Source organism: Hyalangium sp., from assembly GCF_045802625.1.
GTDB lineage: Bacteria > Myxococcota > Myxococcia > Myxococcales > Myxococcaceae > Hyalangium.
On sequence record NZ_JBJMQP010000185.1, the window covers coordinates 1 to 13,613 of the forward strand.

9 protein-coding genes are annotated in these 13,613 nt (G+C 69.4%); 5 read left to right on the forward strand and 4 right to left on the reverse strand.

The window, feature by feature from the left end; genetic code table 11:
- Nucleotides 1-583 (reverse strand): hypothetical protein (locus tag ACJ8AT_RS31055; protein ID WP_407741554.1); only part of this gene is annotated, 583 nt, incomplete at its 3' end.
- A 98-nt stretch (nt 584-681) separates the two neighbouring features.
- Between ACJ8AT_RS31055 and ACJ8AT_RS31060 the strand changes: the two genes are divergently transcribed.
- The 3 genes from ACJ8AT_RS31060 (at nt 682) to ACJ8AT_RS31070 (ending at nt 3,738) form a co-directional block, all read left to right on the forward strand.
- On the forward strand, nt 682-807 hold the full coding sequence (locus ACJ8AT_RS31060; RefSeq protein ID WP_407741555.1) for a hypothetical protein: 126 nt from the start codon (nt 682-684) through the stop codon (nt 805-807).
- Nucleotides 808-1,300: 493 nt separating this feature from the next.
- Complete coding sequence (locus ACJ8AT_RS31065) at nt 1,301-2,986, forward strand: hypothetical protein (protein WP_407741556.1); 1,686 nt, start codon at nt 1,301-1,303, stop codon at nt 2,984-2,986.
- 11 nt (nt 2,987-2,997) lie between these two features.
- Entirely contained in the window at nt 2,998-3,738 is a 741-nt protein-coding gene (locus ACJ8AT_RS31070; RefSeq protein ID WP_407741557.1) for a hypothetical protein, read from the forward strand.
- A 286-nt stretch (nt 3,739-4,024) separates the two neighbouring features.
- On the opposite strand, the gene ACJ8AT_RS31075 is transcribed toward ACJ8AT_RS31070, so the two are convergent.
- Together ACJ8AT_RS31075 and ACJ8AT_RS31080 are read right to left on the reverse strand one after the other, a co-directional pair.
- The gene (locus ACJ8AT_RS31075) at nt 4,025-5,866 is read right to left on the reverse strand and encodes a serine/threonine-protein kinase (protein ID WP_407741558.1); all 1,842 of its coding nucleotides are present in this window, start codon (nt 5,864-5,866) and stop codon (nt 4,025-4,027) included.
- Nucleotides 5,867-5,976: 110 nt separating this feature from the next.
- Nucleotides 5,977-6,555, reverse strand: coding sequence for a GAF domain-containing protein (locus tag ACJ8AT_RS31080; protein ID WP_407741559.1), 579 nt, complete (start codon nt 6,553-6,555; stop codon nt 5,977-5,979).
- A gap of 186 nt (nt 6,556-6,741) precedes the next feature.
- On the opposite strand from ACJ8AT_RS31080, the gene ACJ8AT_RS31085 reads away from it, so the two are divergent.
- Entirely contained in the window at nt 6,742-8,010 is a 1,269-nt protein-coding gene (locus tag ACJ8AT_RS31085; RefSeq protein ID WP_407741560.1) for an ABC transporter permease, read from the forward strand.
- A complete protein-coding gene (locus ACJ8AT_RS31090; RefSeq protein WP_407741561.1) occupies nt 8,007-9,254 on the forward strand; it encodes an ABC transporter permease in 1,248 nt (415 codons plus the stop codon). The genes ACJ8AT_RS31085 and ACJ8AT_RS31090 overlap by 4 nt, the downstream gene beginning before the upstream one ends.
- A gap of 30 nt (nt 9,255-9,284) precedes the next feature.
- Here the strand turns inward: ACJ8AT_RS31090 and ACJ8AT_RS31095 are convergent, their stop codons facing one another.
- The gene (locus ACJ8AT_RS31095; RefSeq protein WP_407741598.1) at nt 9,285-13,523 is read right to left on the reverse strand and encodes a chemotaxis protein CheB; all 4,239 of its coding nucleotides are present in this window, start codon (nt 13,521-13,523) and stop codon (nt 9,285-9,287) included.
- Nucleotides 13,524-13,613: the final 90 nt, after the last annotated feature.

Here is a 13,613-nt window from a genome sequence, read left to right on the forward strand (position 1 = left end):
CCGGAGCGAGTTCTGGAGCAGGTGCCTTGGCTCTCAGCGGAGCGGGAGGAGCCTCCCCCTTGCCCAAGCCCACCGGCTCCATCGACTCCGGGACACCCCACCCGGGCACCGGCCGCGTGGCCGTCATCAACTTGCCCGCGGCCACGCCTGTCGCCAGCGCCGTGAAGAACTCCTGGGCCGCGCCCAGTTGGGACACCGGCTGCGCGGTGAACAGCTCCTGGCCGCTGCCCATCTGCCAGCCGCGCTCCAGCGCGAAGTGCAGCGGGTTGATGTCCCTGGCCGCCCCATACAGCAGCAGCTGGTACCCAACGATGAGCGGGTGGGTGAGCACGTAGTGCGTGACGATGCGCCGCCGGTTCTCCCAGTGGGCATACGCCTGGGCGGCGGCGGCTCCTGGGCCCAGCTCCTGCTCCCCATCCTGCCGTTGCTGCGGGGTGAGGCGCTCGGGCGTCACCGGCGGCCCCATGCGGAGCGGCTCGGGCACCGTCTGGGCGCTCATGGCCTGCAGGTACTTGAGCTCCCACTCGGACAGAGGGTGGCTCCAGTGCGCGACGTCCTGCCCGGGGCCCGAGTTCCACCACACCTGGACTTCCCTCCAGCGCGCCGCTGCCGCCGGACCTCGACACGCGCGCCCAGCAGTGCAGCGCGGCGTGGACGGCCTGGTTCCCGAAGAACACGGGAGTGCGCGTGGAGGTGCGCAACCACAAGGGCAAGGCGGTGCTGAACCTGAAGGACGTGCCGCTGGAGCAGATGGAGCAGATCGCCGCCCTGCTGGGCCCGAGCCTGCGCCCGGCCCGCGCGGCCTGAGGCGGTCCTCAGCGGCACACACGGCTGTGAGCACCGGGCACTCCCTCTTCACTGGGGAGGGCCTTCGTGTTTGAGACTGCCCCAGTTTCGTGCAGGACAGTGGCAGCGGCGCGGCGCTACGTGGGGAGGGAGCAGGGACGTGGCGAGCGTCCAGGCGTCAGCGTCGGGCGCGAGGCTGCCCCGCAGGGGGGCTGGAGGTGAAGCACGGGCGCCACCCGGCGGATCCTCCTCTTCTCCGTGGCGGCCCTCTAACCTGATCACCTCCTCGCATGAAGGGGTGACACAGGCTGCCGTGGCAGAGGATTCTCTGGAAGGCAGGAGCGCTGTCCCTTGTGTTGCGCGGCGCCAGCGCCGGAGGCGCGGCCCTCGAAGGGCTTGCCGAATGAGGGGCCTGGGAGCGAGTCAGCCCTCGCGGTTCCATGCGGCTGTCAGCCTCTTGCTGTTGGCTGTCTTCGTCGCGCCCGGGGCGTACGCCTCTGACGAGACGAGCCATGTGCGGGCCGTTGTGGGGGCGGGTGTCTCTCGGGGCACCTCGCTGGGCAGCCCCTGGGCGCCGCGCACCTCGTACAGCGTGAGCCTGTGGGGCCTGTCGGAAGCAGGCCAGGGCGTGGGGGCGCGCTTGACGTTGCTGCCCCCGGCCACCTCCGCCGGGGCGTGGGATGTGTCCACGGACGCGGTAGCGCGCTTCACGGGCGAGGGGCCGCTGTACTTCAAGGCCCTCGGTGGAGTGGCCGTCACCCCCCGCCCCTGGGGGCCTCCCCGGCTGCGCGCTGGCGGCGAAGCCGGAGTGCACGCCATCCGTGGAAGCACCGGGCTGGAGGTGGGCGTTGCTGGCGTGTACTCGTTCCCGCCCTCCCAGCTCTCGCAAGGCGAAGGGGTGCTCTCCCTCGGGGTGGGTATCCTCTTCGGCTTCGGCACACCGTCCCGCGCGCCTGCCCTCGCCCCGCCTCGGAGCCAATGGGCGCAGCAGTCCGCCCAGAGTCCACAAGGCGCCTTGCCGCCACGTGGCCCAGGCCCCTCCTCCGCGGCGGAGGCGAGGACGGCGGAGCGTGCGCCCGCTGCTTCGGAGGTGGCGCTCCCCCCCTTCGGACAGCGGGACGTGATTCAGCAGATTCTGCTGCTCCAGACACCCGGGGCCGTCCAGTCCTGGTGGAACTCGGGCCCCTGGGAGGACATACAGCACTGGAGCCACCCGCTGTCCGAGTGGGAACTCAAATACGCCGTGGACATGAGTGCGGAGACGGTGCCCGAGGCCCTCCGCATGTGGCCGCTGGTGACGCCCGAGCGCCTCACCCCCGAGCAGCTCGAGGACATGGAGCGGCGCCTGGGCACGGGAGCCGCCGCCGCCGAGGGGTATGCCCACTGGGAGAACAGGCGGCGCATCGTCAAGCACTACTTCATGACGCACCCAACCACCCTTCAGCAGTTGCTGGGGCTGTATGGGTTGGCGAGGGATGTCAACCCACTGCACTTCGCGCTGGAGCGCGGGTGGCAGATGGGCAGTGGCCAGGAGATGTTCACCGAACGGGAGGTGTCCCAGCTCGGCGCGGCCCAGGAGTTCTTCAAGGCGCTGGCGGTGGGAGTGGCCGCTGGCAAGTTGATGACCGCCACGCGGCCCGTGCCCGGCTGGGGTGTCCCGGAGCCGGTGGAGCCGGTGGGCCCTGGCAGGGTAGAGACTCCACCCGCTCCGCCGAGAGCTGTGGCGCCTGCTCCAGAACCCGCTCCAGCGCCAGCACCGCCCCCTGCGGCGCCGGGAACTCTCGCGCCCTCACCTGCACTGGTCCAAGCCCTCTCGGGCAAGAACCCAACGCCGCAGGTGCCAGCAGGCCCGCGTCTGCGTCAGGACGTCACCGTCAAGCCGGACGTGCCAAAGCTGTTGCCACGGGGCCGTCCCATCAGCCCCAGCCCTAGGCAAAATGCGCAACTCCAGAGGGATATCGAGTATGTGAAGAACGAGCTACTCGCCGAGAACATTCGGGTGAACCAGCAGCAAGTTACGCTGGCGAACGGCCAGCGCGTGGGAATCAACAGGCCGGATCTGCAATTCGATTACCAGGGCCAGCGCTATCATGTGGAGTACGACTCACCCACCTCGGGCCGTGGCCCTGCCCACCAGTCGCGCCTCACCAACAACGACCCCAGCGCCATCATCATCCGGATCATCATCCCCGAGGAATGAGGCGAGCCTGAATGACGCAAGAGATGAAGGGACTGCTGCTGGAGGACCGTTGGGCGCCTGTCACTGAAGAGATGGGCTTTCTGGAGCTGGGGGCGGAGCAGGCGGCGCAAGCCTTCGCGACGTGGGAGAGAGAGGTGATGACGCCCCGTGGCATCAACGTGGAGGTGCTCCCCGTCACGGGCACCCTGGAGCAAGCCCTCTCCCGCCTGCTACCCCTGACCAGTGGGGAGAGGCGGCGGCGCCTGTTCATCCCGACGCGCAGCGCCTGGACAGCCTACGTCGCCGACCAGTGGACTGGGACGGATGCCGCCAGCCCCATGAGCGCCATGGCCCGGAGGCTGAGCATCCGGTGCCTGCGAGTGGTCGCCGTGCCCCATACGCGGCGCAAGAACCAAGGCGTCCGCTATGGCGCGGTGATGCTGGAGGTGTACGGCCCGGAGCAGCCGGGGAAGATCAGCAACACGGTGCGCGCCCTGGCCGCTGCCAATGATGGGGGCCGCTGGGTCTTCGAGCAGTCGGGTGAGCCCTTCCCCTTCGAGCAGGTGGAGCAGTACCAGGCACGCAGGCTGAGGGACCGGTTCACCTTTGAGATGCTCAAGGACTACCTGCGCCACCTGGGGCTGGCTCCCTTCGAGGAGGACTTCTACATGCCGCCGGGCTCCTGCGCGTGGCTCATCCAGAAGACAGGCCCCTTTGGCACCATCATGCAGGAGTACACGCTGGAGGAGGCCCGCGCCGCCCGCGTGTTGTGACCGCACCCCAGGCGGAGGACTGTCTTCGCGGCGCAGGGGCTCACGGCTCCTCCGGGGTGGGTTGGCGCGGAGCACACCCGCATCCAGGCTCGCCTGCTAGGCAGGTCGGGCGCGCACGTCGGACAACTCCAGCTCGGGCTGGTGGTGCGCGCACTCAAGAAGCGGTTGCAGGATTTCATGGAGCCGTTCCGAGACCGGTTTGCTCGTCATGAGGGAAAGCTCGCCGCCTGGCTCGGGAAAATCGGGCCTCGGCTCAGCCCCCCTGAAAAGACTTTGCCCCGAGGACCTAGCGGGACTTCTTGCCTCCCTTGGAAGGAGGCGGCGAGGCCTTGGCCGGCGTCTTCTTGGCGGGGGCCGGCGGGGGCTTGGGCACTGTCTTGGTGGGGACGGGAGCGGGCCGGGGCGTGGCCGTCAGCTCGGCCACGGTGGACGCGGGCGAGGACGCCGGAGCCTGCTTCACGGAGTAGTTGAGGCCCTCGACGCGGCAGGTGCCCTCGATGCAGCCGACAGCGGAGCGGGGCACCTCACCGAACTGCTTCTGCCACTCCCGGCCAAGCATGAGCGGCTCGCCAATGACGCGCCGGTCCTTGCCAGTCCCCACGAAGGCCCGCAGCAGGCCGTCGGGATCCACTTCCATCTCCAGGTGCGCGACGCCGGTGGGCGAGGCCTGCCCCAGCATGGTGCCGCGACGCTCGCCGAGCGCCCACTCCAGCGCCAGGGGCGCGCCGGAGCCTTCCTGGATGAGCGCCACATAACGGCCCGTGGTGCCCACGAGCATGAGCGCCACGCGAGGCTCCGGTGGCGGCCCGTAGACCAGGGTGCGCAGGCGCACGGCCGGCGTGAGCGGGGGCCCCTCGGCGAGCACATCCGCCTTGAGCAGGGCGACATCCCCCGTCATGTCCACCACATCCACCACGGCCCGGCCCGCGTGCACCAGGCTGTAGCTGCCCTCCACGGCGGGGAACACCAGCGCCTTGCCCTCGGCTGTCACGGGGCGGCCCGCCACCAGGAAGGAGAGCGGATCCGGCCCCTCGCCTACCTCCAGGAGCTTGCGCTCGGAGCCCTTGGCCAGCCGCCCCGGCATGCTGCGCACCGAGTCCGGCCCCAGCTCTCCTGCCAGCGCCGCGCCCGGCCGCATTGGAGCGCGCTTCTCTCCGCTGCGCAGCCACGCCACGCCCAGCACCGCCAGGGCCGCCAGCACCACCAGCGTGAGCACCACCTGGGTGGCGCGCCGCACCACGTGCCCCACGCCCACCTTCACCCGCTGCAGGCGGGTGAGCGGCTTGGGCGGCTGGGACATGAGCGCGGGCGCCAGGGGCTCCAGGTCCGCCATCAGCTCGGCCACCGTCGAGTAGCGGTCGGCAGGATCCGGCTTCAGGCAGCGCGCGACGATCGCGTCCAGCCGCACGTCGACGCCCGGCTTGGCCTTGGAGGGCGGATCAAACGTGCCCAGCGGCACCTCGCCGGTGAGCAGCTCATAGAGGATGACGCCCAGCGAGAAGATGTCGGCGCGCTTGTCGGCGTTCTTGGCGTCCACCCGCTGCTCGGGCGCCATGTACGACAGCGTGCCCATGGAGACATGAGTGCTGGTGAGGTTGAAGCGCGAGTTGGCGTCGTCCAGGAACGAGGCCAGCCCGAAGTCCGTCACCTTGGCCAGCCCGCCGGCCTGCTGATCAAAGAGGATGTTCTCCGGCTTCAAGTCGCGGTGGATCACCCCGCGGTTGTGCGCGTAGTCCACGCCCCGGCAGATCTCCATCAGCATCCGCAGGGACTCTTTGGGCGTCAGCAGCGGCGAGCGCACCTGCTCGCGCAGCGAGGGCCCCTCCACGAACTCCATCACCAGGTAATAGGTGGTGTCCGACTTCCCCTTGTCGACGATGGAGACGATGTTGGGGTGCGAGAGGGCCGCCAGCGCCGCGGCCTCCTTCTCGAAGCGCGCCACGAAGGCGGGATCCTTGGCGAGCTCCGGGTTGAGCAGCTTCACCGCGACGGTGCGGCCGAGCGACAGCTGCACGGCCTTGTGCACCTCGCCCATGCCACCCATGCCGACGAGGTTCTCGAGGCGGTAGCCGCTGATGGGATCCGGATGGCGCGACCGGCTGATGGCGGTGGTGTCCAGGGTTGACATGGTGCAGGCAGAGGAGGCGCAGGCTAGCAGACCTGGGGACGCGACGAATCCCCAGGGGGTGAACCCCCTTGCCTTCCGTCCTACCTGGAATGCGGCTCAGTGGAAACGGCTCAGCGGGCGCCCAGGGCCATCATCTCGGCCAGCTGGGTGCGCGTCTGCGACAGCGAGGAGCGCATCTGCCGGTGGCGCAGCGCCGTGCCGAGCCCGCCTGCCAGGGCCTTGAGCAAGGTGGTCTCCTCGGCCGTCCACACGCGGGCGCGCTGGCAGTCGTCGAGACCGACAAAGCCCCACTTCTCCTTGCCCATCTGGATGGGCGACAGCATCAGCGACAGCGTCTTGTGCTCGGTGAGCAGCAGCTTCAGCCGCGGCGGCGCGACGCTCGTCAGGCTGGAGACCGTCTGGCCCTGGGCGAGCGCATCCGCCCACAGGGGCGACAGCTCGCGCATGGAGATCTGCTTCATCGTCTTGGACTCGGTGAGCGAGCTCACCCCGGGCGCGCTCCAGCCGAAGCGTGCATCCGCCAGCATCCGCCCCTTGATGGGGAAGGGCTGGTGCTCGAAGAGGTACACCCGGTCCACGCCCAGCGCGGTGCCCACCTGGGCCAGCGCCGCGTTGACGTGGGTGGGGGCAAAGCCAGTCTCCATCAGCAGCTTGGAGGCTTCGGAGATCTTCGAAAAGAGTTCGATCATCGGAGGCTCCACGGGGGATGAGCGGTTGACGGATTTGGACAGGAAAAGCGCCTATCCAGTAATCACGGATTAAGCATGATTTCGTTTTTCCTGTCAAATCTTGATCTTACTGTATTTTGGGTGGGCGCATGTAGGGAGGCGCCTGCGAGCTTTCCGGAGGGCGAGGGGCCGACAAAGATGGGGCGGGTGACGCTCCTCGCACTGGCCACGCGCAACCTGCTGCGGAACCGCCGGCGGACGGCCATCGCGCTGGCCGCGCTGGTGGTGGGCGTGGGCGCCATGGTGGTGCTGCGAGGGCTGGTCAACGGGCAGCAGCAAGTCATCCTGGAGAACGTCGTCCAGGGGCAGCTGGGCGCGGTGCAGGTGCACCGCGAGGGCTACCTGGCCAACGTGCAGGGCTCGCCGCTGACGCTGGACATGGAGGACTCGGAGGCGCTGCGCCAGCGGATCGCCGCGGTGCCGGGAGTGCTCGGCGTGTCGCCGCGGCTGGCCTTCGGGGGGATGTTGTCCATGCCCGAGCCCGAGGGCGCGGCGGACAGCGAGCCCCGGACGACGTTCCTGCAGGTGATTGCGTTTGATCCGGCGCTGGAGCCGCGGGTGACGCCCAAGCGCATGGCGTGGATGGGCGAGGGGGCCTTCCTCTCGGGAGCGGGAGCGCCGGAGCTGATGCTCAACGCGGATCTGGCGCGCAGCCTGGGAGCGCGGGTGATGGACGGCAAGTCGCCGCCGCCGCCGGAGCAGTGGCCGGCGTTGCTGGCGGCGGACCGGGACGGCGCGCTGAACGGCGAGGGCGTGCGCATCTCCGGGACGCTGGTGTCGGCGTCGCCGGGAGATCGCCGGGTGGGGTACCTGCCGCTGGCCACCGCTCAGCGAGTGCTGCGCATGGAGGGCCGCGTCACCGAGTACGCGGTGTCGGTGGAGCCGCTGGAGCACGCGAACCGGGTGAGGGATGCGCTGAGGGCCTCGCTGGGGCCCGGCTACGAGGTGCACACCTGGGAGGAGGTGTTCCCGTTCGTGGCGCAGATCCTGGGGCAGCAGGACTTCCTGTTCGGGATTCTGAGCACGGTGTTCCTGCTGGCGGTGCTGCTGGGCATCGTCAACGTGATGTTGATGAGCGTGCTGGAGCGGGTGAGGGAGATCGGCACGATGCTGGCGGTGGGGATGCGGCGGCGGAGCATCATCGCGCTGTTCCTGCTGGTGGGGTGGGTGCTGGGGCTGGCGGGCGGAGTGCTGGGAGCGATGGTGGGCGGCGCGGTGACGTGGTGGCTGCACCAGCGGGGAATCCTGCTGCCCTCGCCGGGAGCGAACGCGGACAGCATCATCCGGCCGTTCGTGCCGCTCACCTACGTGGCGCGAGCGGTGGTGACGGCGGCGGTGGGGGCGGGGCTGGCGGCGCTGTGGCCGGCGTGGCGCGCCTCGCGGCTGCGGCCGGTGGAGGCGCTGTCGAGCACATGAGCACCTTTGTCCGGCTCGCCGTGCGCAACGTGGCGCGCAACCGGCGCCGAAGTCTGATCACGCTCTCGGCGGTGCTGCTGGGAGTCACCGCGGTGCTGGTGACTCGCGGAATCATGGACGGCTTCCTGCGGATGGTGGTGGACGACGTGGTGCAGGGCCGCACGGGCGCGCTGCAGATCCACCCGGCGGGCTACATGGCGAGCATCGAGGCGCTGCCGCTCGAGCCGAGCCTGCCGTATGACGAGGCGCTGCTGTCCCGCATCCAGGCGGTGCCGGGGGTGGCGGGGGTATCGGGGCACCTGATCTTCTCGGGGCTGGTGAGCAACGGGCTGTCGCAGACGACGTTCCTGGGCCGAGGGCTGGATCTGGCGCGGGAGAAGCAGGCGGTGCCTCGGTTCGGCGTCGAGGTGCGCGCCGGGGGCCGGGTGCTGGCGCCCGGGGATCATGCCCAGGCGCTGCTGGGCAGCGAGCTGGCGCGCTCCTTCAAGGCCGTGCCCACGAACCAGAAGGCGGAGGGGATGGTGGACCGGGTCACCCTGGCGGCCTCCAGCCCCAAGGGGAGGGCCAACTCGTTGGACGTGGCGGTGGAGGGGCTGACCGAGTCGACGCTGCCCTTCGAGAACAAGCGCGTGGTGGCGGTGCCACTGAAGCTGGCGCAGGAGCTGCTGGGGATGGAGGGGCGGGTGACGGAGCTGGCGGTGGCGGTGGAGGACCTGGGGGAGCTGGATCAGGTCGCGGAGCGGCTCCGGGCGGCGTTGGGACCGGCCTACGAGGTGCACACTTGGCAGGAGCTACAGCCCTTCGTGCGAGACATCCTCCGCCGGCAGAAGTTCATGCTGGCGCTCATCTCCACCATCCTCTTCGTCATCATCCTGACGGGCATCATCAACACGATGCTGATGAGCGTGTTCGAGCGGGTGCGGGAGATCGGCACCATGCTGGCGGTGGGCGTGCGGCGGCGGCAGGTGCTGGGGTTGTTCTTGCTGGAGGCCGCGGTGTTGGGGTTGGTGGGCGGGGTGGGGGGCGTGGGGCTCGGCGCCGCGATCGTGGGAGTGCTGGCGGCGCGGGGGATTGCGATGGAGAACCTGGGCACGGGAGGGCCGGTGCTGCTGCGCCCGGAGCTGGACCTGCCGTTCGTGGCCATGGCGTTTGCCGTCGCGGTGGTGGGGGCGGTGGTGGCGGCGGCCTGGCCGGCCTGGAAGGCGAGCCGGTTGAACCCCGTGGACGCGCTGCGCTCGAGCTGAGGAAGCGCCTCGTCTGCGCTCCGGGCCGGCTCAGCCGTGCTTGCCCGCCTCCACGAGGGTCTCCACGAGGCGATCGATGTCGATGGGCTTGCCCAGGTGGTGCTGGAATCCCGCGCTGAGCGCCTGTCGCCGGTCCGCGTCGCCGACCAGCGCTGTGAGTGCTACCGCCGGGACATCTCCCCCTCGCTCGGGGCCCAGGGCCCTCACCCTGCGCAGGAGCGTGTAGCCGTCCTCTCCGGGCATCGCGATGTCGCTCAAGAGCACCTCGGGCCTGAAGTCCTCGACGAGCGCCAGCGCCGAGGCCGCTGAGGTCGCCGCACGGACCTCCGCTCCCTCCTGTCTCAGCAGCTCGGTGGTGGCTTCGCTCGTTCCTGGGTCGTCATCCACCATGAGGATCCGCAGGCCCCTGAGCCGCGGGGAGTCTCCACCGTTCCGGCGCTGAGGCGCGGCGCGGGCGGGCTCGGAATCAGGAGGGCTGGCCATGCCGGCTTGGGCCGCGCGGGCATCCATGAGCGGCAGGGTGACGGTGAAGGTCGCTCCCTGGCCCTTGCCCGGACTCTCCGCCTGCACGGTTCCGCCATGGAGCTCCACCAGGTGGCGCACGATCGCCAGCCCCAGGCCGAGCCCACCGAACACCCGGGTGCTCGAGCTGTCCTCCTGCATGAACCTGTCGAAGATGCGCGGCAGGAACTCGGGCTCGATCCCCGCCCCCCGGTCGCTCACCCGGAGCCTGGCGTGGCCGTTCAGGGGCTCGAGCACGACGGCCACCTGCTGGCCCTCGGGGGAGAACTTGATGGCGTTGGTGAGCAGGTTCCAAACCACTTGTTGCAGCCGCGTCGGATCGCCGGAGACCGGCCCGAGCGACTCATCCAGGGTGACCTCGAAGGTGATCGACTTCTTGTCGGCCTGCGCGCTCACGCTCTCGAGCGCGGCCCGGACCACCGCGGGCAGGTAGGCCGGCTGGAGCTGCACCCGGAGCTTGCCGGAGACGATGCGCGAGACGTCGAGCAGATCATCAATGAGCTGCACCTGGACCTTCGTGCTCCGCTCGATGGCCTCGCTGGCGCGCTTGAGCTTGGCGGCCTCCAGGTCCCCGCGGCGCAGCAGCTGCGCCTGCATCAGCATGGTGGACAGGGGGGTGCGCAGCTCGTGAGACAGGGTGGCCAGGAACTGGTCCTTCGCGCGGTTGGCCTTCTCGGCCTCCTCCTTCGCCCGCTGCGCATGGGCGAGCAGCTCCGCGCGCTCGCGCTCCGCCTGCTTGCGCTCGGTGATGTCCTCGATGGCGAGCAGGAGCATGGGGACGCCGGTGCGTGAGTGGACAGAGCGCGCGGAGAGCGACATCCGCCGGGTGCCCAGGCGCGGGAACGTGTGCTCGATCTCCAGGCCCTGGAGGAGCGTGTTCTTGGCGAGCATCCCCTCCAGCGCGGCTCGCAGCTCGGGGACGTCCCACGCGCCTCCACTCAGCGCGAAGAGGCTCTCCTTCTCGGTCTCGTCCGCCGAGGCGCCATAGGCCAGGTAGAAGGCCCGGTTCGCCGAGATGACGCGCATGCTCTCATCGAGCACCATGAGCGGCACCTGCACGGCCTCCACGATGCCCGTGGCGTAGTCGCGCGCCCACTCCACCTGGCTGACGTGGTGCTTGAGCGCGTCGATATCGACGAGCGACAGGATGGCGCCGTCGATCTTGTTCTCGGTCGTCTTGTAGGGCCGCACCTGCATCCGGTGCCAGCGGCCGGCCCGGTCCTGGATCTCGGCCTCCCGCCCCGTGGCCGTCTCGATCACCGCGGCGATCTGCGAGTCCAGATCCGCCACGCTGATGTTCAGCGCGATGTCCGCGAGCGGCCGCCCCACGTCGGAGGACAGGACGTTCATGATGCTGCGCGCCTTCGGCGTGAAGCGCCGGATCCTCCGCTCGAGATCCAGGATGAGGATCGGGATGTCGACGGTGTTGAGCAGGTTGACGAGATCTCCGTTGGCCTGGTTCAGCTCCTGGTTGCGGCTGTGGAGCTCGTCGTTGACCGTGGTCAGCTCCTCGTTGGTGGACTGGAGCTCCTCCTTCGCGGTCTCGAGCTCCTCGTTCATGCTCTGGAGCTCTTCATTGCCCGAGATGAGCTCTTCGTTGGCGGAGGCGAGCGCCTCGTTGGTGTGGGTATGCTCGTCGAGCAGGGACTGGAGGTAGTCCTTCGTGGCGGCCAGCTCGAGCTTCATCGCGGGGACACGGGGTGTCTCCCGCTTCGTCTCCTTCCGGGTGGTTCTTCCCCGGACGGGCTTGCCCGCCCGTTTCACGGCCAGGGCCCCCTCTTCGAACAGCACCAGGTAGAGGCGCTCCTTCTGCTCGGGCCTGTCCAGGACGGGGACCACGACGATGTCACAGAGCTGCCTGGCGCCACCCAAGCCCACCTGCACTCCCTCCATCCGGACGGCGGCGCTCTGCTTCTCCGCCTGGGCGAGCGCCGCGCGCAGCGGAGAGAGCAGCCCCTCGCGCGCCATCTTGAGGAGGTTGAACTGGGCCTCTCCCTCTGCGGGCTCGAGGTAGGGGCCGGTGTGCCCGCGAAACTGGAGGATCTCCATCTTCTCGTTGATGACGACGGCCGGCGGTACGTACCGGCTCAAGAGGAGGCGATCGATCCGCCTGGCCACCTCGGCGCTGGACCGGACGGGCTCGCTTTCAGCGCGGGCGCTCCCCGGCTTGCCTGGCGGGTGGAGCTCGGCGCCTCGCGTGAACTGGAGCATGCTGGGACCCTCCCGCCGCGCCAGGAGCTTGTGGGACTTGTTCACCGTCGAGAAGAGCTGACCGAACGCCGAGAGGCTCTCCGAGCGCCCGAGCAGGAGGAAGCCTGGGCTGTTCAGGCAGTAATGGAAGGTGGCCAGCACCCGCTTCTGGAGCGCGGGGGTGAAGTAGATGAGGACGTTGCGGCAGGCCACCAGATCCAGCCGGGAGAAGGGGGGATCCCGGGCGAGATCATGCCGGACGAACACGCACAGCTCGCGCACGCTCTTGGCGATGCGGTAGCCGCCATCGACCTGTGTGAAGTAGCGAGCCCTTCGCTCCATGCTCAGCTCTCGCAGGGCGCTGTCCGGATAGACCCCGGCGCGGGCCTTCTGGATGGCCTGCTCGCTGATGTCCGAGCCGAAGATCTGGATCGGATGCGGGCGCGGTTGGTCTCCCAGGAACTCCAGGAGGCAGATGGCGAGCGAGTACACCTCTTCCCCGGTGGAGCATCCCGCCGCCCACATCCGGAACGGGGCTCCCAGGGGCTTGTTCTTGAGCAGCTCGGGGAAGACATGCTGCTTCAGCGTCTCGAAGGCCTCGGGATCCCGGAAGAAGGAGGTGACGTGGATGAGGACATCCTCGGAGAGGGCCTGCGCCTCCGCGGGGGTCTCCTCGAGGAGCTTCACATAGCCCCGCAGGTCCACCACGTGGCGCAGCGCCATCCGGCGGGCGAGCCGTCGCTCGAAGGTGGCCGACTTGTATTCGCTGAAGTCGATCCGGACGGCATTGCGCACCAGGGAGAACAGCCGCTCGAGCGTCCCGCCATCATGGGCATTCTTGCGCCGCTCCGTCTCGTGGGCCGTGGTGTACGGGTGATGGGCCAGCCGCATGAGCTCCTGGGCGAGCTGCGGCAGCGGCAGGCAGGAGTCCACCACGCCGGCCTGGAGCGCGTTCTGGGGCATGTCCGCGAACTTCGCCGAGCGCGGCTCCTGCGCGAGCGTGATGCCACCCTCCGCCTTGATGGCCCTGAGCCCTTCGGTGCCATCCGAGCCAGTCCCCGAGAGGATGACTCCGATCGCGTGGCTGCCGCGCGCGGCGGCCAGGGAGCGCAGGAAGATGTCCACCGGCAGGTGCAGCTTGCGCGGCTCGGCCATTCGCGCCCGCAGGGTGATCACGTCATCCGCAAGCTCGATGTCGGCGCTCGGCGGGATGACGTAGATGTGGTTGGGCTCCACGCGCACTCCATGGGTGGCCTCGGCGACGGGCATCTGGGTCGCCTTGGCCAGGGCCTGGCTCAGGAGGCTGATGTGCGTGGGGGACAGGTGCTGGATGAAGACAAAGGACATCCCGCTGTCGGGCGGAAGGTGCTCGAGGAGCTGGGTGAACGCCTCGAGCCCTCCCGCGGACGCACCGACTCCGACAATCGGAAAGGACGTACTGGAGGCACGCTGGGGAGGCAGAGACGCGGTGCGCTGGGGCTTGGAACCAGAAGCGGCGGGACGCCTCGCCTTGGCGGCTCGCGCCGTGCTCATCCTCTTGTTCACTGAAGCCCCCATTCCCAACAGGTGTGCGCGTGATGCCAGCGGTATGGGCTTCATGGTGCTGGGAGTCAACGGACGAGGGAGGAGATGAAAGGTGGTGTCCTC

Bases quoted from the DNA above. Each gene is read 5' to 3' on its own strand.
- ACJ8AT_RS31090 (WP_407741561.1), top strand. From the start codon at position 8,007: ATGAGCACCTTTGTCCGGCTCGCCGTGCGCAACGTGGCGCGCAACCGG.
- ACJ8AT_RS31070 (WP_407741557.1), top strand. From the start codon at position 2,998: ATGACGCAAGAGATGAAGGGACTGCTGCTGGAGGACCGTTGGGCGCCT.
- ACJ8AT_RS31095 (WP_407741598.1), bottom strand. From the start codon at position 13,523: ATGGGGGCTTCAGTGAACAAGAGGATGAGCACGGCGCGAGCCGCCAAG.
- ACJ8AT_RS31080 (WP_407741559.1), bottom strand. From the start codon at position 6,555: ATGATCGAACTCTTTTCGAAGATCTCCGAAGCCTCCAAGCTGCTGATG.
- ACJ8AT_RS31075 (WP_407741558.1), bottom strand. From the start codon at position 5,866: ATGTCAACCCTGGACACCACCGCCATCAGCCGGTCGCGCCATCCGGAT.